The organism is Streptomyces sp. NPDC047453, assembly GCF_040643155.1.
GTDB lineage: Bacteria > Actinomycetota > Actinomycetes > Streptomycetales > Streptomycetaceae > Streptomyces.
Map to the genome: position 1 here is coordinate 1 of NZ_JBEYTS010000091.1, position 22,813 is coordinate 22,813.

Annotated in this window: 13 protein-coding genes and 1 pseudogene; 5 read left to right on the forward strand and 9 right to left on the reverse strand. The window is 67.9% G+C overall.

Annotated elements, in window-relative coordinates; all coding sequences use genetic code 11:
- Positions 1-680 precede the first annotated feature (680 nt).
- From ABZ818_RS38010 to ABZ818_RS38020, 3 genes and pseudogenes are all read left to right on the forward strand, one after another.
- Positions 681-1,214 carry a hypothetical protein gene (locus ABZ818_RS38010; RefSeq protein ID WP_361425439.1) on the forward strand — a complete coding sequence of 178 codons (534 nt, stop codon included), beginning with the start codon at positions 681-683 and terminating at the stop codon, positions 1,212-1,214.
- 43 nt (positions 1,215-1,257) lie between these two features.
- Positions 1,258-3,951 (forward strand): Helicase associated domain protein, encoded by a 2,694-nt coding sequence (locus ABZ818_RS38015; RefSeq protein ID WP_361425442.1) that lies wholly within the window; start codon positions 1,258-1,260, stop codon positions 3,949-3,951.
- A 191-nt stretch (positions 3,952-4,142) separates the two neighbouring features.
- Positions 4,143-4,334: pseudogene (locus ABZ818_RS38020) on the forward strand (helicase associated domain-containing protein); the annotation flags it as partial.
- A gap of 148 nt (positions 4,335-4,482) precedes the next feature.
- Here the strand turns inward: ABZ818_RS38020 and ABZ818_RS38025 are convergent.
- Positions 4,483-8,436: a hypothetical protein gene (locus tag ABZ818_RS38025; RefSeq protein ID WP_361425445.1), complete on the reverse strand. Its 3,954-nt coding sequence runs from the start codon at positions 8,434-8,436 to the stop codon at positions 4,483-4,485.
- Positions 8,437-8,580: 144 nt separating this feature from the next.
- Between ABZ818_RS38025 and ABZ818_RS38030 the strand changes: the two genes are divergently transcribed.
- Positions 8,581-9,054, forward strand: coding sequence for a hypothetical protein (locus tag ABZ818_RS38030; RefSeq protein ID WP_361425448.1), 474 nt, complete (start codon positions 8,581-8,583; stop codon positions 9,052-9,054).
- 463 nt (positions 9,055-9,517) lie between these two features.
- Here the strand turns inward: ABZ818_RS38030 and ABZ818_RS38035 are convergent, their stop codons facing one another.
- The 6 genes from ABZ818_RS38035 to ABZ818_RS38060 form a co-directional block, all read right to left on the reverse strand.
- Positions 9,518-9,796: a hypothetical protein gene (locus ABZ818_RS38035; protein WP_361425451.1), complete on the reverse strand. Its 279-nt coding sequence runs from the start codon at positions 9,794-9,796 to the stop codon at positions 9,518-9,520.
- Positions 9,797-10,246: 450 nt separating this feature from the next.
- Positions 10,247-10,966: a type I-E CRISPR-associated protein Cas6/Cse3/CasE gene (locus tag ABZ818_RS38040; RefSeq protein ID WP_361425454.1), complete on the reverse strand. Its 720-nt coding sequence runs from the start codon at positions 10,964-10,966 to the stop codon at positions 10,247-10,249.
- Positions 10,963-11,811, reverse strand: coding sequence for a type I-E CRISPR-associated protein Cas5/CasD (cas5e, locus tag ABZ818_RS38045; protein ID WP_361425457.1), 849 nt, complete (start codon positions 11,809-11,811; stop codon positions 10,963-10,965). Before cas5e ends, ABZ818_RS38040 begins: the two co-directional genes overlap by 4 nt.
- A complete protein-coding gene (locus ABZ818_RS38050; protein WP_361425460.1) occupies positions 11,808-13,142 on the reverse strand; it encodes a type I-E CRISPR-associated protein Cas7/Cse4/CasC in 1,335 nt (444 codons plus the stop codon). The genes cas5e and ABZ818_RS38050 overlap by 4 nt, the downstream gene beginning before the upstream one ends.
- Positions 13,139-13,741, reverse strand: a complete 603-nt coding sequence (casB, locus tag ABZ818_RS38055) for a type I-E CRISPR-associated protein Cse2/CasB (RefSeq protein ID WP_361425463.1) — start codon at positions 13,739-13,741, stop codon at positions 13,139-13,141. The genes ABZ818_RS38050 and casB overlap by 4 nt, the downstream gene beginning before the upstream one ends.
- A complete protein-coding gene (locus ABZ818_RS38060; RefSeq protein WP_361425466.1) occupies positions 13,738-15,330 on the reverse strand; it encodes a type I-E CRISPR-associated protein Cse1/CasA in 1,593 nt (530 codons plus the stop codon). Before ABZ818_RS38060 ends, casB begins: the two co-directional genes overlap by 4 nt.
- A 79-nt stretch (positions 15,331-15,409) precedes the next feature.
- Between ABZ818_RS38060 and ABZ818_RS38065 the strand changes: the two genes are divergently transcribed.
- On the forward strand, positions 15,410-16,261 hold the full coding sequence (locus ABZ818_RS38065) for an HD domain-containing protein (RefSeq protein ID WP_361425469.1): 852 nt from the start codon (positions 15,410-15,412) through the stop codon (positions 16,259-16,261).
- Between the two features lie 128 nt (positions 16,262-16,389).
- Here ABZ818_RS38065 and ABZ818_RS38070 read toward each other — a convergent pair whose 3' ends face one another.
- Positions 16,390-20,802, reverse strand: a complete 4,413-nt coding sequence (locus ABZ818_RS38070; protein ID WP_361425472.1) for an AAA family ATPase — start codon at positions 20,800-20,802, stop codon at positions 16,390-16,392.
- A 35-nt stretch (positions 20,803-20,837) separates the two neighbouring features.
- The gene (locus ABZ818_RS38075; RefSeq protein WP_361425475.1) at positions 20,838-21,704 is read right to left on the reverse strand and encodes a hypothetical protein; all 867 of its coding nucleotides are present in this window, start codon (positions 21,702-21,704) and stop codon (positions 20,838-20,840) included.
- Positions 21,705-22,813: the final 1,109 nt, after the last annotated feature.

The window sequence follows — 22,813 nt, forward strand, 5'->3', positions numbered from 1 at the left end:
CCGCGGGAGCGCTGGCGGGTGGCTGCGCCACCCGCGCAACCCGTGGGCTGCGCCCACGGGTTGACGCTCCGTCCGCTGCGCTCCCGGAGTGGCGGGACTTTGTCCCGCTACCGGGCTTCCGCTGCGCTGCAGCCCGGGCCGGCGGGTCCGCTGCGCTCCCCCGCCTGACGGTCCTTCGGCTGCGCCTTCGGAACCGTTGGGCCCGCTGACGCGGGCCTGGCTGGTTATGGGGTGGTGGGGTCGGGGTTTTCTCCGCGTTCGAATGCCTCTAGGTGGTCCAGGGCCGTCTTGGTCGAACCCTGACTGCGGATCAGCTTCCATGTCTCAATCCCGCAGCCCGCTACTGCTCCGATACCGGCGAGGAGGAGCAGTAGACGCAGGGGCGGCCACCAGTGCTCACGCGTGAGTGCCTGCCCGGTCATGATTACCCCCACCAGTAGGGGTCCTCCGGCCTTGCGCAGCCACAGTTCGATCCCGTCCCACATTGCCCCACCTCTTGCTCAGGCCGCCGTCGTTACGGTGCCGGGACGCCAGCATACGAGGCTCTTGTTCGCTCACGCGGATTCATCCTGTGGCCTGCATCAGGTTGATGCAGCATGTACTGTTGGTAGAAACACGGGACACCCTCCAACCACCTGATGCGGGCCCGGATGCCCGCGCTTCCGGAAAAGGGAAAACGCATGTGGAGTGCTCAGGACGTGGCGCGGGATCGGGTCCGGCGTCAGGCGAGTGGCCTGGACGTCGCCCACGTTGCGGAAAAGGTCGCGGAGGCCGCTGTCCGTGAGCGGGAAACCGCGGAGCAGTTGAGGGGGAACGGTTCCTTCTACGAGTTCGAGATGGACCGGGAGCGGATGGCTGCCATCTGGCTGGCCCAACACGCCGAGTGGCGGCGCGTCAGGGACTTGATGACTGCGGCCGGTTGGAGCGTGTACGAGCCGGAACGGGACGCTCAGGGCTCGGTGTGGGCTCGCGAGCGTGAGGAACGGTTTGCTGGTGCTCTTGCGGCACAGGCCGCCTTCGGGGAACGGCAGGAGGAGAAAGCGGATGAACTGCGGGCGGAGGTTTTGCTGTCCGCCGCGCCCAGCCGGCTGATCCAGGTGGTGGCCGACCGGACGGGACTGCGCCCCTCCCAGGTCCTGGCCCAGCTTGCCGAGCAGATCGTCGTGGCCGAGGACGGCACGGTGTCCGTCCCGCCCTTCACCCCGTCCCAGTAATTTCCGAAGCGAGTGGAAAAGAAAGCAGAGGAGGAGTGCGGGAATGCTGGGTATTCAGCTTCGGGAACACCAAGTAGCCCAGAAAGCGAGTTTCCGTAAATGGGTGGGATTCCCCGCAAGATCATCTGTGCCCGCTCAGGGGGCACGGGGCACCATCGTGTCCGCGACCGGATCGGGCAAGACGATCACCGCCGCCGCGTGCGCGCGGGAGTGCTTCCCGGGCGGCCGGATCCTCGTGACCGTGCCGACCCTGGACCTGCTCGCGCAGACCGCCCAGGCGTGGCGCCTGGTGGGCCACCGGGCCCCGATGGTCGCGGTGTGCTCGCTGGAGAACGACCCGGTACTCAACTCGCTCGGGGTGCGCACCACCACCAACCCCATCCAGCTCGCCCTGTGGGCCAGGCACGGGCCCGTGGTCGTGTTCGCCACGTACGCCTCCCTCGTGGACCGCGAGGACATCGACGCACCGATGGGCCAGCAGAAGGTTCGCGGACCGCTGGAAGCCGCCCTGGCGGGCGGGGACAGGCTGTACGGGCAGCGCATGGACGGCTTCGACCTCGCGATCGTGGACGAAGCCCACGGAACCGCCGGTGATCTAGGTCGGCCGTGGGCGGCGATCCACGACAACGCCCGCATCCCGGCGGACTTCCGGCTCTACCTCACGGCCACGCCGCGCATCCTCGCCGCGGCCCGGCCTCAGAAGGGCACGGGCGGTCAGGAGCTGGAGATCGCGAGCATGGCCGACGACCCGGACGGGACATACGGCGCGTGGCTGGCCGAGCTCGGACTGAGCGAGGCGATCGAACGGGGCATCCTCGCCGGATTCGAAATCGACGTACTCGAGATCCGCGACCCCTCCCCCGTCCTCGGGGAGTCGGAGGAGGCGCAGCGAGGCCGGCGCCTGGCCCTGTTGCAGACCGCACTTTTGGAGCACGCGGCGGCGTACAACCTCCGTACGGTCATGACGTTCCACCAGAAGGTGGAGGAGGCCGCCGCGTTCGCGGAGAAGCTGCCGCAGACCGCTGCCGAGCTGTACGCCAACGAGATGTCGGCTGAGGAGTTGGCGGAGGCGGACAAGAAGGTGAAGGAGTTGCCCGCGTCCTCGATCGGCGCGGAGCTGTACGAACTCGAGGCCGGCCGCCACGTACCCCCGGACCGCGTCTGGTCGGCATGGCTGTGCGGCGACCACCTCGTCACCGAGCGGCGCGAAGTGCTGCGCCAGTTCGCGAACGGGATCGATGCCGCGGGCCGCCGGGTCCACCGCGCGTTCCTGGCAAGTTGTCGTGTGCTTGGGGAGGGCGTGGACATCACCGGCGAGCGGGGCGTGGAAGCCGTCTGCTTCGCCGACACCCGCGGCTCCCAGGTGGAGATCGTGCAGAACATCGGCCGCGCGCTCCGCCTCAACAAAGACGGCAGCACGAAGGTCGCCAGGATCATCGTGCCGGTGTTCCTGGAACCCGGCGAGGACCCGACCGACATGGTCGCCTCCGCAAGCTACAAGCCGCTCGTGGCCGTGCTCCAGGGCCTGCGCTCGCATGACGAGCGCCTGGTCGAGCAGCTCGCCTCCCGCGCCCTCACCAGCGGCAAACGCAAGGTCCACATCCAGCGCGATGAAAACGGGCGGATCGTCGGGGCCGGCGGAGAGAGCGACCGCGAGGACCAGGAGCAGGAGCAGGACCACACCGACGCCGCTGCCGAGTCCGCCCTGCTCCACTTCTCCAGCCCGCGCGACACGGCCACCATCGCCGCGTTCCTCCGCACCCGCGTCTACCGGCCCGAGTCGCTGGTCTGGCTCGAGGGCTACCAAGCCCTACTCCGCTGGCGAACCGAGAACGAGATCACCGGCCTCTACGCCGTCCCCTACGACGTCGAGGTCGAAGTCGGGGCGACCAAGGCGTTTCCGCTTGGCCGGTGGGTCCACCAGCAGCGCAAAGCGCTGCGGGCGGATGAACTCGAGGAACGACGCAAGGAACTGCTCGACGCCCCCGAGGCCGGGATGATCTGGGAACCCGGCGAAGAAGCCTGGGAGAACAAGCTCGCCGCCCTCCGCTCCTACCGGCAGGCCACCGGACACCTCGCACCCCGACAAGACGCGCTTTGGGGCGAAGGCGAGGCGATGGTGCCCATCGGGCAGCACATGGCCAACCTCCGCCGGAAGGGCCAGAAGAACGGCCTGGGCAAGGACCCGGAACGGGCCGCCATGCGCGCGGCGCAACTCGCCGCGATCGACCCGGACTGGGACTGCCCGTGGCCCCTGGACTGGCAGCGGCACTACCGCGTCCTCGCCGACCTCGTCGACGCCGACGGCAGCCTGCCCGACATCGCCCCCGGCGTGCTGTTCGAGGGTGATGACCTGGGCAAGTGGCTCGCACGGCAACGGGAGGCGTGCACCTGGGCTCAGCTGTCCACCGAGCAGCAGGAGCGGCTGTCTAGGCTGGGTGTACAGCCCACTGAGGCGCCGTCTCCGGCTCCGGCGGCAACGCGTGCAGCGAAGGGCCCGAGCAAGGCGGAACAGGCGTTCCAACGCGGACTCGCGGCCCTCACGCAATGGGTAGAACGGGAAGGAGCCCACCGGCCTGTACCACGCAGCCACAGCGAACAGATCACCATCGACGGCGAGACAGAACCCGTGACCGTGAAACTGGGCGTCTGGATCTCCAACACCCGCGCGAGGCGGGACAAGCTCGGCGCGGAGCAGTTGGACGCGCTGCGGAAGCTGGGCATGGAATGGGCATGACGCCGCCACCGTCCGGCCGCTGAGCGGACAGCGCGAGGCCCGGGACAATCGCGCTGCTGGCCGTGTTGGTCCTGGCCGTGACGTGAGGCAGGGCGCTCCGGGTCGGCCGAAGCCCTCGGCCGACCCAGTCCGGCGACTGGTCACCCGGTGGCAGAGCCGCGCATCCTGGCCTCGCCCCGGCAGCCCTCGCCCAGTGGATCGAGCGGGAAGGCTCGGACCGGCCGGTTCCGCGAGGGCACAGTGAGGAGATCGCGGTAGACGGCGCGGCCGAGCCGATCGCGGTCCGGCTCGGCGTATGGGTCTCCAACACCAAGACCCGCCGCGACAAGCTCACCCAGGAGCAGCTGGACGCGCTTGCCGAACTCGGCATCCAATGGGCATGACGCCGATGCGTCCCGCCGTTGAGCAGGACCATACGAGGACCCCGGGGAGCGGGTCCCGGGGCCTCGTGCTGTCGGCGGGCTCAGGCCCGTGAGCTTCTTGACGACCGTCTCGAAGCCGCCGGGCAGGAGATCGAGCGGCCGGAATCAGTCAGGTGCATGGAGGCCGGTAGGAAAGATTTCCCAGGCGGTGCCGCCACTGAATACGGTTCAGGGCGTTGCCGGTTACGTCGCAGATGTGGTGCATGACCCGGTCGATGTCCAGGTCCCACAGCCTTATCGTGCCGTCATCGCCTGCCGTCGCCAGTGTGCGGCTTCCGGGCCCGAGCACGGCGGCGCCGACGGTGCCGGTGTGACCGACAAGCGCATCACCCGTGGCGGAAGGGTGCGCCTGGTCGGTGACGTCCCACAACTTGATCATGCCGTCTGTGGTGCCGGTGGCGAGGGTGCGTCCATCCGGGCCGAAAGTGAGCGCGGAGACGGAGCCGGAGGCGTCGACAGGCGAGCTGAGCGGCTTTGGATGGGCAGCATGGGGAACGGTCCACAGGCGGAGGGTTCCGTCAGTGGTGGCCACAGCGAGTGTGTGTCCCCGCGGGACGAAGGCGATCAAGTCGCCGGTGAGGGTGCTGGCGGCGAGGGCCGGGTGGGAGGGGTCATGGGTGTCCCAGAGCCTGATCTTCCTCGTGAAGTTCGTGAAGTCCGCCAAGGCCAGGCTGCGCCCGTCGGGGCTCAGAGCAAGGGAGGGCTCGTCGACCTCGGGCGACTCAGCGGCTCCAAGTAGGCGGGGATGGCCAGGATTGCCGACATCCCACAGCCGGATCCGGCCACCGACATCGGCCTGTCGGTGGACCCAGACCGGTTCTGCGCTTCTACCGGACTCCCTGCTGGCGGTGTCGCCGAGAGGGAACGCCTCGAGCTTGTGCTGCTCGTACTCGGCCAGTGTGCGGCCGTCCGCGCTGAAGGACAGTGCGGCGATCACGTGGTCGCGCTTGACCGACGTATGGCCCAGGCGGCGGGGATGCGTCGGATCGCTGACGTCCCACAGTCGGGTGCCGCCGTCCGGCTCCGCCACCGCGAGAAGCCGACCGCGGGGCGCGAACACGGCAGAGGTGCCCGGAAGAGCCCCCAGGGGCATGGGCCAGCGGCCGTCGGCCGTGTCCCACAACCTCACCTTTGTCGGACCGCAGGTGGTGACCATGTTCCGCCCGTCGGGACTGATGCCGCCCACCGAGCCCTCAAAGCACTCCGTCAGCACGGGCGGCAGGCTCCACACCCGGATGACCCGGTCGTCGGTGATGAGGCTGCCGCTGTCGCGGCCGAAGACCAGGGCGATGCCGTCATAGGACGTCTGGCCCAGCGGTTCTCCCAGTTGCATCGGTTCGTCGTTGTTCGCGATGTTCCATAGTTGGACTCCGTTGCCCCCGGCCACAGCGACCGTGCCACCGTCGGGGCTGAAGGCCACCGCGGCGACTTCGGATCCATCTGCATTCTCCAGCGGCGGGGAGAGGCGTTCCGGGCGTTGGGGATTGGCGATGTCCCAGAGCCATACCCTTGTATCGCCGTCGTTCGTAGCCAGGGTCCGCCCGTCTGGGCCGAACACCATGTCTCGTTTTCCGCCGGAACCAAGGTGCAGGGTGCCCAGCGCCTGGAGTTGCGTGGGATCGGCCATATTCCACAGCCGTGCGGTGCCAGTCTCGCTGCTCGCTGTTGCCAGGAGGTGGCCGTGCGGGCTGAAGGCGGGGAGGTCGCCGGGCAGGGTGCGGCCGAGTCGTTCGGGATGCCTGGGGTCGTGGAGGTCCCACAGGTAAACTTTTTGCCCGCCTGCGGCAAGGAAACGTCCGTCGGGGCTCAGAGCCACGGTGTTCCCGATCAAGTCGCCGGGCATGTCGAACGTGGCAAGGTCGGCGGGGTGGCGTGGGTGGGAGGTGTCCCACAGCCGGATCCTGCCATCGGTGTCGTCTTCGGCGGCCAGCAGGCTTCCGTCCGCGCTGAGTGCCACAACCGATCCGCGCAGGGAACGGCCCACGCGTCGGGGATGGGTGATGTCGCGAATGTCCCACAGCCGGATGACGCGGTCGGCCCCGGCGAGGACCAGCAGCCGCCGGGATGCGTCGGCGGCCACCCGACCGTTGCCGGAGTTGTTCGCATCGTCCGAGCTGCGGCTTTGGTCGGGGGTCTCGGAGAACAGCGGCGAGTTGGCGGCACTCAGCAGATTCGTGTATGTGCGTGGCGACTGGCGCATCCGGTACGACGCGATGTCGAGCTGGGCCGCCAACGAGGCGTTCTGCACCTGTGCTGGCAGGTGAGTGCCGCGGAGCTGTTCCGCCTCGGTGGCGATCTGGCGGGACACGGCGACGGCACGCTGGTCCTGGGCTGTGGCGCGCTGCTGGAAGGCGACGACCGCCGCCGCAGCGGCCACGAGTACGAGGGCGGTCAGGCCTGCGACCAGGGAACGCAGGCGGCGCGTGGTGCGCGCGGCCGCACGCTGCTCGCCAAGGCGGGCTTCCACGCTCGCCGTCAGGAACGCGCACTCCAACCCGGTCAGATCACTGCGATCAGTGAAGGCTTCCCCGGCCGCGGCCAGGCGGGTGCCGCGGTACAGCGCGCCAGGGTCACGGTCCAGCGCGTCCCAGGCTTGCGCCGCCTCGGTGAGCCGGCGATGAGCGCGCAACCGTTCGCGGTCGGTGTCGATCCAGCCACGCAGTCGGGGCCAGGCGGTAATGAGCGCCTCGTGCGCTAGATCGACGGTGTCGTGGTCCAATGTGATCAGCCGTGCGCGGGCCAACCGCTCCAAGGCTGTTGCAACATCGCCGGGGCTGTCTGCGCCGAGCTCGGCGCGGGTGACAGGGCGGCGCGTGTCCTGCGTGCCGTCGCCCGGAGCGATGAGTCGCAGCAGGATGCGGCGCGCCCTCTCGGCCTGGCCGGGCGTCAGTTGGGAGAAGACACTCTCGGCGGTACGAGCGACCGCACCGTGCAGGCCGCCGACCCCCTCGTAGGCGGCCTCGGTCAGCGCGCGGCCCTTACGGCGGTGCCAGGTCTCCAGCAGAGCGTGTGACATCAGCGGCAGGGCGCCGGGTTCGCCCTCGACTTCGTCGAGGATCCGAGCGGTCAGGGCGCGCTCGGCGATCAGCCCGGCCTTCTGGGCGGGTTTGACGATGGCCTCACGCAGTTCGTCCCGGCTCATCGGGCCGGCCAGCACGGTGGCGTCCTGCAACGTGGCGGTCAGCCGGGGGTGTGCGGCGCAGCGGCCGAGGAAGTCGGCGCGTACCGCGATCACCACGCGCAGCCGGCTGGCTGGATCGGTGGCAACCAGGAGGCGGTCGATGAACTCGTCCCGTTCGGCGGCATCAGTGCACAGGGTGTAGAGCTCTTCAAATTGGTCGACGATCAGCCACGTGTCGCCGTCCCCGTCGGCCGGCTCCAGGCGCTCGGCATGGGTACGCAGGGGGTGCTCGCCGGGGGTGAGCACGCGCAGGGCGGCCGGACACGGCCCAGGTACGTCCGGGGCGCGGAGGCGGGGTATGAGGCCAGCACGCAACAGGGAGGACTTGCCACTGCCCGACGGGCCGAACACCGCAGTGAAACGGCCGGAACGGGCCTGCTGGAACAGACGCTCGGTCAACTCGACACGGCCGAAGAACAAATCAGCGTCGCCAGGTTCGAAACGCGCCAGACCTCGATACGGAGGCTCAGCATCCTCGTCCTCTTCCCGGGGCTCGGCCGCTGCTTCAGCTGCCGCCTGCCGCCAGCGTTCCTCCCACTCTTCCGGGTCGCCGCCGCAAGCCTGGACATAGGCCAGCACAACGGGCAGTGTCGGCAGCCGCTCACCGCCAGCAGCCTGCGACAGCGTGCTCGCCCCCTGTCCCAAGCGCTGCGCCATCACCCGATACGTCGGACTCCCAGCCTCCACACGGAGCTTGCGTAATGCGAACGCGAACCGCGCAACCGGCCCCGCACTCGGATCCAACGGGCTTTCCCGACGTCCTGCCATCAACAGCTCCCTCCCCCGCCCCGCCTCCCCCGCGGACGCGGCGCTGTCGCCCGAGAAGGTACGCAGCCTGAGACGCAAGAGCAAACCACAGGCGCCTTCTTTGGTCAGCAACACGCACTTGCCCCATGACCTGCGGCGCGGCCATTGATCAGAGCGGCAAAACCCGCTGCCCATTCAATTCCCCACCCGGGAAAGTCAAGGTCAGGCAGTCACGGACCGATGCTCTCGGATCCGTTTCTCTGCAACGAGAGGAATCACATGAACACGCGCAACCGCGTAGCACTAGCGATGACCACCGGTGTCACCGCAGTCGGCCTGGCCCTAGCCGCGCCGCCCGCCCAGGCGAACATCGCTCCAGCGTCACATCCGGTGGCCGTCCACACCGCTTCTGCCCCCATCCAGGCACAGGCGAAGTGGCACACGATCTGGCAGTCCAAGTTCAAGCCCCGGCACTCCAAGTGGGTCTCGGGCGCGTTCGGCGTCCGCGCCTACAACGTGACTGTGAAGTACCAGTGCTGGAACGGCGGTGACGGCACCAAGGCCAAGGCGAGCCTGGTGGAGGCCGACTACCCCTACCGCACGCTGGGCTCGCACTCCTACGCCTACTGCAACGGCAACTGGTGGACCTTCAAGAGCAACAAGGTCAAGCCCGCCACGCGGTACAAGGTCGTCATCCAGCAGAACCACGGGCGCACCCACACCGAGCAGGTCGGGGTCTACGAGTACTACTGATCCTTCCTGACCTGCCGGTAAGTAAGAAGCTGTTGTCCTCTCGATCTTGAGCGGCGGTCTTCGAACGCGGGTTCCCCGTTGGGTGATCCTGCTGTGGCGAGGGCATGAAAGCAGGGCCTCCTGAAAAGCTCGTCGGTGCCGAATCCATACGAGCATCAGGAGGCCCTAACCTCGCGCTTTCACGAGGTGAGCTGTCCGACTGGTGATCACGAAAGCGGAAAGTACCTCTGACCAGCGAGAATGAGGATTGCTGAGGTCCCTGTTCCCGCCACCGGATCTCACCTACGCAGCCAAGGGCGCCTTGATCACGTGGAGCGTCCCAGAGTTCCTCAATGCTCTGGGCGCTCGTGTTCCACTACCCCAGCTGCGCACCCTGCTGCGCGATCGGTATTCCTTCTGATGGCCTGCGGGCAGGTGCAGGGCATGAAGGGGGCGGCGGTGAGCAGGTGGGCGCGCAGCACCGTCAGATGAGTGATCCCGCAGGCCAGAGTCCAGGCGGCCTGGATCGCCCAGGGCGCGTCGGAACGCTCTTGCTGCCGGTCTCCTTCATGCCGACGGTCAGGTGGTGGGTGATCTTCGCCCACGCGCGGAAGTTGCCGTGGGCTGCCTCGCGGTCGCGCAAGGCAATCAGCTCCGGGTCGGCGCCAGCCCAGACCGGGTGGAAGGCGGGGACGACGGTCAGGACCTCGTCCAGCCGCATGGGGTCGATCTCCTGCCAGGCGTAGACGCGGGATTCGAGCATCGGCTCTACAGCATCTCAAAGCAGCCGTTGCCGCTGGTGAAGATGATCGTCAGATCGGTGCCGGTGTCATCCCACAGGTAGCGCAGGTATTAAGCATATTTTGGACAGCTACTGCGCCTCGGCGCACACCAGCACCCGCCGCTCCTGCAGGGCCCCGCGCAGGGTGCGGTCGAACTCGATCGCGTGGGAGGGCTGGCGTCCGTGCAGGCCCAGCACACCTGCCGCACCAGCGCCGGCCCGCGCAGCCCGGGACCATCCCCGCGGGCGCGGGGAGCACAACACCTGGGTGAGCGCTGCGTATCCGTCCTTCGGACCATCCCCGCGGGTGCGGGGAGCAGCGGTGGTTCTGTGCCGTCCTGCGCATGCTCGGCTGCGGGATCCTCCCCATATGCCGAAGCTGGCTGTGATCTGCGAGGGGATCGTCATGACGCCCGCCCCAGTACATGGCATTCACCGGGTCAGCAGCAGCCCGCATCCGTACGCTCGGCCGTGGCCGATGCCCTGTGTTATCGCATCGACCAGGGATGCAGGGTCGGTGACCGTGAGCGTGCCCCGGATTTCCGCGCGGGCGATGCGCAGGCCCTTGTGAGGGCGGGAGCTCGTGACCGTGGGGAGCATCCGGACGGCCAGGGACTCCTCTTCGGCGGTAGCGCCGATACGGATGAGGCCGTCGGGAGCTTTACGCGGCTCGCCGGGGGGCTGGAAGCGGCGTACGAACCAGTTCCTCACGTGGTCGGGGCGGGTGTGAGCGGTGCGCCGGCCGCGAGAGCGGTCCGGCGTCGGCGGTCCGGACGAGCGGCTATGAGTGGGGTTGACGACCGTGCGGAAGCTGAGGGAGTCGCCGGTGCGGAAGGTCCGGTCGACCGTGATCACGTGCGGTTTGTCGGTGAGCGCACCGCGGGGCATGCCCGCCCAGTCTCCCGGGACCCTTGATTGTACGACCAGTACGAGCGTGCCGGCCTTCAGGTCGACGGACCAGGTGGACAGCACGCCCATCTGGGCTCGGGCATCGGGGTCGCCGTCCGTGACCCAGCCGCGGAAGCCGCTCATGACGGTGCGGTGCATGTCCTGGGCGTCGACGAGGGACTTGGCGGTGTACGGGTGCCGCGCGTCCATGGTCAGGATGCTGTGCGTGGCGACGAAGCGGGCAGCGGCAGGGGGCTTGGTCACGGGATGATGTCCCATTCGGTGGCGTTTTCGGCGATGGTGACGCGGGTCCGTGTCTCCCACCGCGTGGTGTGCGCGCGTCGGTCTGCGTCGAAGGTGACGGGCTGGTCCTGTACGGGGGCTGCTGTAGGGGCGCCTGGTGCTGCTTCGATCCAGGCCCAGGGCCGAGGTGACGGCCGCACCCCGACGCCCTGCGCGGGCAGTAGTGCGGTGGATTGGAAGGCGTCTTCGATGGTCCCACTGCTCATAGGCCCGGCCAAGGTTCCCGATGGCGGGCAGGATTTGCGGCCCAGCCACAGCAGGCGCTTGGGGTTTTCCAGCGCTGCGGCGACCCTTTCGAGGAGGGCCCGGTCCCGGTGCTGGAGGGCAGCGACGAACGCGGCATCGGCCAGGTACCAGCGCTCGGTGACGAGCCCGGCTCGGGAGAGCTGCTTGGAAACCAGAGCGCCGGAATCCGGTTCGGTGACGATGTATTTCGGCGCTCCGTACCAGTTGGCGAGTTCGTGGTGTCCGAACGCGGTGCCCTCGGTGTTAGCCATGCTGGCGGACAGCGCGGCTGCCCTGCGGTGGTCGGTGATGATGTCTCTTGGGCTGACTGGGTATCTGCCTGCTCCGACGACGTGGTAGTCGCGTACCGGGGTTCCGGGGTGGTCGGCACGGACGCCGAAGCGGACTGTGGCAAGTTCGCCGAGTTCTTCGGCCCGATCGTGTCCGAGGGCGGCGGCGCACAGACCGATTACCCCGGACTTCGTCGGACGGCTGTGGGTGTCACGTCGGGAGAACCGGGACGCCGTCCCCCAGGACTGTAGGGGGGCGGCGAGCCTGACGAGCAGGACGTGTCCGCTCACGCCGTCAGCTCCTCGACGGATTCCACGTCCTTGACTCCCAGTTCCTGGAGGACGGCGTGGATGGCGGGTTCGTAGGTGAGGACGCGGCCTGCGGTGATGTCGTCGCGCCGTCGGCAGACGAAGTCGTGGTGGGCAAGGAGTCGGCGTACGGCGAGCTCTCCGGCGGGGCCCCCGTCGGCGACCTCGTCGATGGGCCTTTGGAAGGCGGCGGCGTAGCTGAAGGGGCGGTCTCCGTCGAAGGCGAGGACGAGGGCGGGCAGCGTCCCAGTCGAGGCGGTCGAGTTCTTCTTGGCCTGTGGGAAGGCATTGACGAAGGCGTTGACGAACTCCGTCTCGGCAGCGACGGCGGCGGACTGGGCGTCCTGTTCGGACATGCCTGCTGCGCGCAGGTTCTGCTGCAGTTTGAGTCGGTCAAGAACGGCATGCCGGTAAAATGTGCCAGAGATGAGGGACTGGTAGCCGGTCATGCCGGCTCCGGAGTCGTCGGCCGCGTCGAGGAAGTCGAGCGCGTTGCTCTTGCGGGTGAGCTTGGCGTCGTCGGCGGCTGCGTAGAAGTCGTCCGTGTGCTCTGCCTCGTGGACGGTGAAGGCGTGGCTGCTCTGGATCGCTCCGTCGACGTTGGGCGAGTCCGCGATCTCGGCGAGGAAGCGTCCGTAGAGCGCGATGTCGATGGCGTCGCGGGGTGCCAGCGCGGTCAGGACCGCGTCCCTGGTTGCCTTCGGCAGGGCGGGAAGCTTGGCCGCGTCGGTGTCCGTGTCTTCCGTGCTCGCCTCGGCCTCGTCTTGGGGGCTGCTCTTGCGCCGTCCCTTCGTCTTCTTTGCGGCCGCTGCTGCTTCGGACAGTGCGATGTAGTTTCCTGCCCAGGCACTGATCGATTCTTGTTCGGCGTGGATGTGGTCGGCGATGCGGTCCCCTGCGTCCGCTGGCGCGAAGAGCAGTACCTTGGTCAGGTTCGCGACGGTCGGCTTGGTGGGGTCGCTGAACTTGAGGCCGATGGCCTGCAGGACGGCGCGTGCTGTCGTCAGCGCCCGCTCTTTGGGCCAGCCATGCCTGGTTTCGAGGGCGCGAGCGGTCACTAGTGCCCATTCGCGGGTGCGGACGCCCATGGTGTGGCCGGCGAGCGGACCCTTTTGGGCGTTTGCCCGGTCGCGTGAGTACACCCGCTCGGCGCGGCGGCGTGCCTGGCTGGTGATCATGTGTCGTTCCACGCCGCCGTAGACGATGGACTTGGGTGCGCCGTTCTCATCTCGGACGGGGAGGACCGCGACGAGCGTCTCCAGCAGGTGGAGGGAGAGGAACTGGTGCCCGGTCAGGGCAATAGGGGTGCTCACGTCAGCGTGTCCTTCGGCGTGGTCGTGGTGGTGGTCTTGTTGTTCCTGGCGGTGGTTTTCGGCGGCGCGTGGAAGTCGACGGCCCAGTGGTAGCGGATGCGGGCCTGGCGGTCGGTCCAGCGGGCGAGGTCGTCTGCGAGGCGTGGCCAGGAGGGCGGCGGCGCGTCGCACGAGCGCAGCCGGGTGATGGCGTGCTGAAGGTGTCGCAAGGGGGGCCGGCGACTGGCGACGATGCGGTCCATCAGCCGGCTGGCGCCGGCGTCGTCGGGCCCGTGCCCAAGGCTGGTGCCGATCCGGCGGGTGGCAGCCCCGAGACTGCCATACCCCTTTGATGGCTCGACGGCTCCCCGGTGGTAGACGGCGAACAGGAACGCTACCTGCTCGAACACCTCGCGGCGCTTCGGATCGAACCAGCCTGCTTCGATATGGGCGTTCTGGCTGATGCTCGGGCGGCGCAATTCAGCGAGTTTGCCGTAGTCACGGCTGTGCATCAGGCCGATCAGCCACTGCGTGAGCTGTTCGCTGCGCGCGAGTTCGCGCGGTTCTGTGCTGTCGGCGACTGCGATCTTGTTCGCAGTGCCCGGTGCGTCGGCGATCACTTTCGATCCCCCTTCAGTTCGTCCGGGGCCTTGGTCCCGGTGAGGTCGCTCTCGAGGCGGCGAATCGCCTGTGCCTGCGCCTGGTAGCCACGCGAGTTGGCGGGAAGGGAGTCGAGCCGGTTGCGCAGGAATCGCCTAGCGGCTTTCGCGAGTACGGCCGCGTACTCGACGAGAGCCTCATCGACCTGGGCTTCGTCCTGGGCCACCGTCGTTTCGTCCAGCAGCACGTGGAAGGGCTCTGCGGTGTGGGCCCAGTGCTCAGGCCCTGCGTCGAACCGGGCGATCTGGCTGCTCTTGTCGGCCGGCTTCGGATTGGGGTAGGTCACGGTCCAGGCGACATACGCCGCTCTAGACAGGCAGGAGGCTACGTACTCGGCGATGAGGGACCCGCGCTCGGCCGCGTACCGCAGGTCACGCTCCCGGCCCGGCACGAACGGGAACGTGTCCGACACCCAGGTGACGACCGTGGTCTGCTTGGCGATCAGCCCGACAGTCCAGAGGTTGAGGCGACGGCCGCTGAGCTTGGCGAGGCGGTCGTAGATGTCGGGTCCGTGGTCCCGGTCCGCGACGGCCGCGTACAGGGCGTGCGCCTCGCGCCACATGGCTCGGGAGGCCGAGGGCCGCAGCGGCTTCGCTGCACCGTTCGCCGTGTTGTCGTAGACCGCGTCCTGCATGTGGTAAGTGGGCAATGGTTCGAGGAGCTCGCCGGCCGCCACCAGGACACGGTCGACGGCCAGTTGCCCGTCCTCGGTGACGGCCGGCCGCATGAGGATGGAGCGTCCCAGAACGGTGTGCAGGTCGGCTGGCCCGTCCACTCGCCGCCCGGATGGCTTGGTCAGAAATCCCCGGCGGGGCTGGGGGGCCACCGTCCAGGTGCGGTTGAAGCGGCCTGGGGCTTTGTCGGTCGGCATCAGGTTGAGCCGCAGGGTGTCGCCGAGCGTCTGCCCCAGCGCGACGACGCGAATCCGTGCGCCGAGGCGTCCGGTGGCCAGGTTGGTGAGCGTGGGGCCAAGGGTCTCCTTGCCGGAGATCCGGGCGCGGCCGCCGGGTCCGTAGGCGTGCTGGGTGAGCATCGCCCGGAAGGCGACGTCTGCGGGGAGCGGAGCCGGGTGTTCGAGGTGGTGATGGTCGAAGAGCTGGTTGTAGTCCCCAGCGTGCTCAATCACCAGCTGGGCGGGCCCCGCTCCGTGTTCGTCGAGATAGGGAGCGAGGAGAGCATTCTGCCCCAGTGGTTCCGCGGGGTGGAAGAGGTCCCAGTGCTCGTCGGGACGGCTGTCCAGCCAGTCGGCCGCGTCGGTCAGCGGCCGGTTGTCGTGCACCTGGTCGCGCCAGTCGTTGACCGTCGCCGGGCAGGTCCCGGAGGCGTAGCAGAGGGCGAGGAGGTACTCCAGCAGGGCGACGGTCTCCCCGGCGGTTGTTCCCGAGATGCCGAGCAGATCGTCCGCCTGACGCAGGGCCTGGACGAGGGTGACTGGGGTGCTGTGCCCGGCGGTTGTCAGTGCTGGAATGCATGCTTGTCGTCGCGGGTCCCAGCGGGGACGTAACTGCCCTGCCGGCTCCCCCGCCGGAGACGGACGTGTTTCGGACAAAGGCACCTGATCGTTACTCCAGTCTCCACAGTTATCTGATGAGATGCGGCAGGACCGTAGCACGCCGGATGAGGGCAATGTGAGCGAATCAGAGGAACTCAACAGATGTGCCTATAAATGGTGTTGGGGGGTGGTTGATCTCTCCGTCGGACTCGAGTGGAATCCGCTCATCGCTGAGATGATCACCGCTGCTTCCGTGATGACCGAACTGTGGGAGCGGGTACTCAGCCCACGGCAACGATCCGATCTCGCGGAGGGTTTCGCAGCCAAGGACGAGCAGAGCGCCCGCGTAGCGGCCGCCTTCCTGGCAGGGGCAAGCCGCCTCGGCGAGGCCAGCCCGTCGCGCATGACCTCGTTCGGAGCGGAGAAGCAGTCCTCCCCCGCGCTCGACAGAGCCCGCGCGGAGTGGCGAGAGCAGGCACTACGGGCAGGGCTTCCATTGCCGCCGGCCGGGGCTCGGCTACGCCACGCGGATCCTGAGCACATCACGGCGGCGGTGCTGCCACGGCTGACCGGCTGCGATTGCGCGGGCTACGTCGACGGTGAGCAGTGCCGCGATCGGGACCACCAAGGCCTCCACCTGGCTGCCTACGCACTCAACCGGCATGGCGCCGACGTCCTGCACGCAGACACTGTCGCCAAGGCTTACCGAGCGACTGGCGGCCCCGCCTGGGATACGGTCCGGGCCGCGCTGGTGGACGCCGTCGCCCACCACGTGGACATCGACGCACGGGAGCTTCCACGCCTGATCCGGCCGGCAGATCCGACGCGTCTGACCGCTTTCGGCCGCCTGGTCTCCCAGAGCAACAGCCTTGCACGCGAGGACGCCTCCCTCGGCTTCGCGTCACCTCACGACACCTGGAAGGCGCTGTCGGACCGAGCACGACTACACGCGCGGGAAGCAGTCTCTCGTATGCACGTGGCCGGGTGACAGCAGCGATCCCCGCTTGGCGGGGCTGATGCCTCTACAGTCGCCACAAGGGCCATCTCCGCGCGGGGCGAAGCACATGAGGCCGTCCGGTCCGGCCACCCGATCGTAGTGCGCCTGGCGGCGGGTGGCTACAGGCGTCTGCCCTGCCCCGCGGGCTGATCCTCGGAGTGCGGCAAACGCAGTGTCGCAACGGCGACCCCGGCTGGGCCGCCGAAGGCGATCACAGGCTGCTCGCTGTTCCGGCTGTTGTGGGACGGCAGGACGCACAGGGACGTCAAGGACGTGGCGGTGACCAGCCGCAACACCTCTTCTCCTGTGCGGGAGTCCCACAGCCGCACGGTCGTGTCGTTGAGGCCGGTACTCACTAGCAGGGGGCGACAAGCGGGTTGCTGGACGATGGCGAGGGCGGATACAGGCCCGTCGTGCCGGATCGGCAGTGTGAAGGGCTCCTGCTCTGGAGTCTCCGGCGCCCACAGGCGTACTGTGCCGTCGGCTCCCCCGGCCGCAAGGTACCACTCGCCCTCTGCGGCCCCCGGACAGACGGCCAAAGACTGCACAGAGCCGATCTGCCCCGGCCACGCGACATGCGGCTCGTGAAACGGGCGACACAGCAGTACGCCTTGATCAGAGGCGACAGCGAGTACACCGCCCGACGACAGGGGCAAGTACGCCAACGCGTGGACGGGACCGGTATCTCGGCGACCGTGGAGCCAACCCAGCACCTCGCCCGTTGCCAGGTCGCAATATGCGACCGCCCCGCGGCTCGTCCCTACGACCAAGACGGTCCGCGTCCCGTCAGCGAAAGTGGTGAACGCGGTCGCATGGTCTCCTTCCGAGGTCCAGGCGTCCATCAGCCGCCACTCACCGCTCCAGCATCCGATTGTGCCGTCGGGCAGCCCGACGACGATAGACGCAGAGCCGTCCGGTGCCGTGTGCACGGTGAGGGACGTCACCGAGCCGTCGGCTCCTGCCTGGGGGAAGGCGATCGAGGCCGTGACCTCGCCCGTCTCGGCCGACCTCACGACGAGGTTCCGGTCGGGGCCGACCGAGACCAGCTCGGCGGGACCTGAGCTGCCTGGCAGCACCGCGAGCAGGGTCCCGTCAGTCGGCTGGGAGAACTGCACCGTGCGGCGGGTCCACACTTCGGGGTTCCAGACGCGGACGGTGCGGTCGAGCGAGCCGGAAACTAGGACAGAGACTCCGTCGAGACCTGGTACAACCACGAGGCCTGTTACGGCGCTTGTGTGGTCGTTGGGGAACCGGCGAACCTCCTCACCTGTTTCGGGATCCCACAGCTCTACGGCGCCGTCGTCAGCGCCGAGCGCAAGCAGGGTGTCCGAGCCCGCCTGGAGGTATGGCGTCAGCACAGCTGCGGACCGCCTGATCGTGCAGTGCCGACGCTCCGTGCCCGTCAAGGCGTCCCAGAATCTGACCGTTCCCGAGTCCCGCGCGGCCAGGGCCAGCACGGGACTGCCGTTCCGCGTGTCGAGCAAGGCAAGCGCGGAGATCTGGTCGTCCGGGAGCGGCACGGTGCACACCGGATCGAGAGAAGTGCCGTCGAGAATTTCGATGGTGCCCGCTCTATGACCAGCCAGTAGTGGGCGGTCACCGGGGAGCGTCAGAGCGGCAAGCGCGTTCACCGGACGTTTCAAGGCGTGTTCGTCCGCCGAATCGTCGGCCAGAACGGACCCGGTGAGCGGATCGCACAGAACGAGACCGTCGGACGTACCGATCGCCAGCCGAACCGTCCCATCCGAGTCCCTGAAGGACGCCATGTCGTGAACGGCCCCGCTGACCGGCAGTTGTGCAACCTGGCCAGTCAGAGGGTCGCACGTCCATGCGCCGCTGTCGCAGCCGACGGCCAGCAGAGGCTCTCCCTGCGGACCGGGCACGACGGCCAGCGTCCGCGCGAAGGGGCCGTGCCCCGGGATCGGTGGGCCGACCGGCGTTACGGTCGACGGATCCCACACCCGTACACTGCCGTCGGCGCCGCCCACGGCGATCAGCGGCGTCCCGTCCTGCAGAGTGAAGGACACGAGGGAGTAGACGTCGGTGTCTTCTCGAGCCAGGACGTTGCCCGGCACCGCAAGGTCCTTCCACATCGGCAGGAGGCGGACGGCCGGACTGCCGGTGTCGCGGGTGTTCGAAGGAGCGGCAGCCTCGGGCTCCCACAGGGAAAAGCGCAGGCTTTCCGCACGCGCAATTGGCGGCGCGTCTGCCAGGAAGGGCTCGATCCGCGTCCACGCGAACAGGCGCGTCGTGTCCTCGGCGTGCTCCGACAGGAGGCCGAGCGCGCCCCGGACGTTCCCGCTCGTCTCGTAGGGCAGGAACTTCTCAGTGACGATCCGGTCGTTCAGCACGCCTCCGGCCGCCGCGTGCTGGATCAGGTGGTGGCGCAGATACGGGTGCGGCGGCCCGTCCTTCGCCTCCTTCTGCAGAGCGCTGAAGGCGACTGCCAGTTTCCGGTGGGCCTCCCTGGTAGTCACTGCCGAAGCCTCAGGTGTGCTGGGCGTCGCTTCGTCGCGGAGAAGGACATGCGGGGTCTGGCGCAGCACTTCGCTGATTCGCTCGTGAATCGGCCGATAGACGAACCTGCCGTCCTCGACACCGGTCGTCAGATAACCGGCGAGCGAACTCTCCCGTACCCGCCGGATCACCGTCTCGGGAGCGGTAATGGCACCTCCCGACAGCGCTTCCACCGCGCACGGCCACACTTCGGCCCACGGAAGACCGGCCCCTTGCGCGAAGGCCGTGGCACGCAGGACCTGCACGACGTGCTCGGTCGGCAGACCAGTGTTGCGCTGCACCTCCTCGAGGTCCTGCCGCAGCAGCTCCTGCGTCCCCCGGCGCAGGGTGCGCCGCCACTCCGGGTCCCCCGGGTCGGGTAGCCGGCCCCGTGTGTGGAGCGCCTCGGCGGCAAGGCGGGCGTCCAGAAACGACGGCGCCACTTCCTCGGCCACCACCGCCGCAAGCTCGTCCAGTCTGCGGGCATCCGGACATGCCCAGGAGCCGGCACGGTCGAACAGGCTCCTCAACAGCGTGCTCACGTATGCGGCGATGTCCTGCGTGGTGCCAGTGTCCGTCCGCAGGGGCTCGTCGGCGTCCGTGGAACGGACTAGCAGGTTCAGCAGATCCGATGCCCTGTCCTGCGACGGACGGGGCCGGCCCGAAACGCTCGCGTGCGCACTGCGGATGCCCAGAAGCATCCGTACGGCGGGCTGTCCTTCGTCCGTCCACTGGTCGGCCAGCGGACGGACGAGGTCGGTGACGATCCTTGCGGGGTTCTTCGCCTCATCGATGCCATCAACGACGATCGTCAAAGACCGGTCCTGCCGGCGGACGGTGGCCAGCACGTGGTCCAGAAGCTGATCGCGTGGGCTCCCCGTGCCCTCAGCGGGCGGCTTGTTCGCGAGCGCCGTATACAGCGCCGCAGTCAGCTCGTCGGCGTCCGTGTTCCGGGCGAGCACCGCAGCATCAACGGCCCCCTCCGGCACGAGGAGATCGAGCGGTATGGCCTCGATGAAAGGCCGGTACTTCTCGTCGGACCGGAACGTCGGGTCGCTGAGCGTCACGACGCGAGCGAGCAGCGCGGACTTGCCCGATCCTGCCTCCCCGGTGACAACGAGCGTGCCCCCCTCCCCCTCAAGGAATTCGATCATGCGCCGTACATGGCTGGTCCGGCCGGTGAAATACCAGCCGGGACCTCCGTGGGCAGGTTGGCCGGAGGCGCGTGAGAGCCAGTACGAGTCGAGGTCGGCGGGACTCCATGCCACGGCGCTGCGCGCATTGCCGACGAGGACGGACTGGGCTTCGTAGCCGGGGTTGGGGAGGCAGGGACTGGGCTGATGGTGGTCCTTGCGACTCGGCAGCGAATGTTCCGGCCAGAGGAACTGGACTTCGGGTGCGACCCCCTCCTCGTACAAGGCGGTCATCGCCCCGAAGAATTCCTCAAAGCTCAAGTGAGGGGCTGCGAACCCTGACTTTGTGTCCTTGAGGTGGGAGACAACTGCATCGAGGAAGCGCGTGAACTGCTCCGGATGCGGAGTCCCCTCCTCGTTGGCGGACGAGATGACGACGAGAGACTTCAGCCGGCGTCGTGTGTCGCTCAGTGCTTGGAGGCGGCGCAGCAGATCCTTGCGGAGGACGCCGGAGAAGCAGGAGTCCACCATGACCAGGACGTGATCGGCATCAGAATCCAGCACCCGCGTGATCAGGTCGGCGGTCTGAAACGCCGTCGCCGGAAGACGCTCCTCGTCGGAGTCCCGCAGGAGCAGGAAATGATCGTCTGACGGCCGACTGACTCCGTGGCCAGTGACGTAGACCACCAGGGCCTCGTCGTGAGCAGCGTCCTCCGGCCTCTGCTCATCCAGAAACTTGCGGAGATCATAAACGCTGTGGAGATTCTCGGGCGCAGCAACGGTGAAGCTGCGCTCCTCGCCGAGAGACTTATCGGCCCACCACCCCCTCACGGCAGCCACCTGTGCGGCAATGCCCTTGCTGAAGGTGGTGTCGCCGCGCTCCGATGCAGCGATCTCGATCAACCGTCGCTGTTTCGTCTTCGGAGCCGTTCCCTGGTTCACCGGAAGCCGTCTGCAATCACGCCCGCGACCTGAGTGGTCCGCAGGTAGCGGAGCGCGCTGTGCGGATCACCGATGCCGTTGTCGACTTCCGCATCAGTGATCTCAGGCGAGAGAGCACTGAGCCCCATTCCTCCGGTGATGAAGTCTCCGGAGTCGAAGACGTTGACCCACGCGACGTCCCCGGACAGCTTCAAAGGCTCGCCGTCGGCGATATTCAGCCCACGCCGAACCGAGGAGATGGTCAAGGGGGATCCGCACGTCACGAGCGTGCGCACGCCGGACGATCCATCCAGTGCGATCTCGCCCCGACGCAGCAGGTCATAAGCGATCACGCTGCCCAGTGAATGCCCGATGACGACGGAGGTACTCGCATGGAAGGACTCAGCAACCAAGGCCCGTACCTGCGCGGCCAGGTCGGGCTCGTACAGATAGAACCGCACCTCACGCATCATGCTCACGAAGAGCTTGCCCCCGCCCCGGGGGAAGCGCCGGTCGTACGCCATCACCAGGCGCGTCAGACGCGCCGGCCAGAGCTGCGGCAGTCCAAGTGTCTGCAGCTCCCGCTGCTGGATACGGTCCAGGTCTTCCTGACGGACGACTTCCTCCAGCGCCGTGGCTACGAAGTCGGCCTCCTCCTCACTCAAAGGCACCGCCGCGTCGAAGCGGTCTTCCTCCGCACCGAGGTGGTTCGCTCCACGAGCCAGGAGCCCTGTCCAGTGAGGCAGTTCCAATGCGTTGGCAGGCAGGTCCGGTCTACCCAGCTCGCCGAGCCCGCGATTGAGCGCTCGGGACCAGTCATTCGTCAGCTGCTCTTTCGACGTCCTGGACTGCCGAATGCCGTGTACCCCAACAATGCGCGCCACGCTCGTTCCCCCCGCCGACGTGCCATCCGGTTCAGACAACGAGATTAGTCCGATAGCACAGGCAAGCAGGACACATCCCCGACACTTGCAGGCCTTCGGCTCCAACAGGGTTCAGCGTCGAGCGCCGCTGCTCCCGGCCCCAGCAGGGATGGTCCCAGCGCCTTGTGGTCAGACGCTCGGTGACGGTCTGCTCCCCGCACTGCGGGGATGGTCCCTCGATGGCTTCAGTCGAAAATGTCTGTTCAGACTAGAAGCAAAAAAAAGAACCTCAACACTCATGGCGTAGGTAGATGGCATCATCGCTCACATGACGAGCAACGAGCACGCTGGTCCCTCAGCGGTTCGGGTACACGAGCGCCCGGGCATATGCCCGGGCGCCACGACTCCGCCACAAGGATCGACACTTGGCTACGGCCAACTCCCCTCAGGCCACTGGGTTGCGGTAGCCGGCCGAGCGCTGGTAATCACTGTGTTCGCAACTCTCGCGAGCTGGTTATCAGTACGCGGCCTTTCGCCCGGGCGAGTGCTCAGCGTTCTCGGAGGTGGCGGTGGCATAGGATTGACTCTCCTAGTCGCCTCGGGGAGCAGCAGGCGGTTGCGTTTCGTACTAGTCCGAAGGACCAGCGAAACCAACGACCGCAACCTCTGGTAATGGAGCCGTAGAAGCTCTCGTCGCGCATGTTCCCCATACGTTGTGGGGATGGCCCTACGCAGGGCGTTGGCAGTATGTGCTCCCCGCACCCGCGGGGATGGCGGGGATGATCCCAACCGGGACAAGGAAGGGAGAGTCCATCCCTCCTGCTCGCCGCACCCTCGGGGATAGTCCCCACCCCGGCAAGCAAGGCCCCACCGAGGATCCCTACTCCCCGCGCCCGCGGGGATGGTCCCTACGCCGCCTGCCCCCACGGCTACCTCCTCGACTGCTCCCCGTCCCCGCGGGGATGGTCCTGCGGTCGACGCCGGCACTGATGACAACACCGTCTGCCCCGCATACGCGGGGATGGTCCCTTCAAGGCTGTCGGCGTCGGCTGAACTCGGACCCACTTTGGGCGGTTGAATTCTGACCCGGTTGGTGTTGGTTCAGTCGTTGTCGGTTGTGTCGGTGGGGA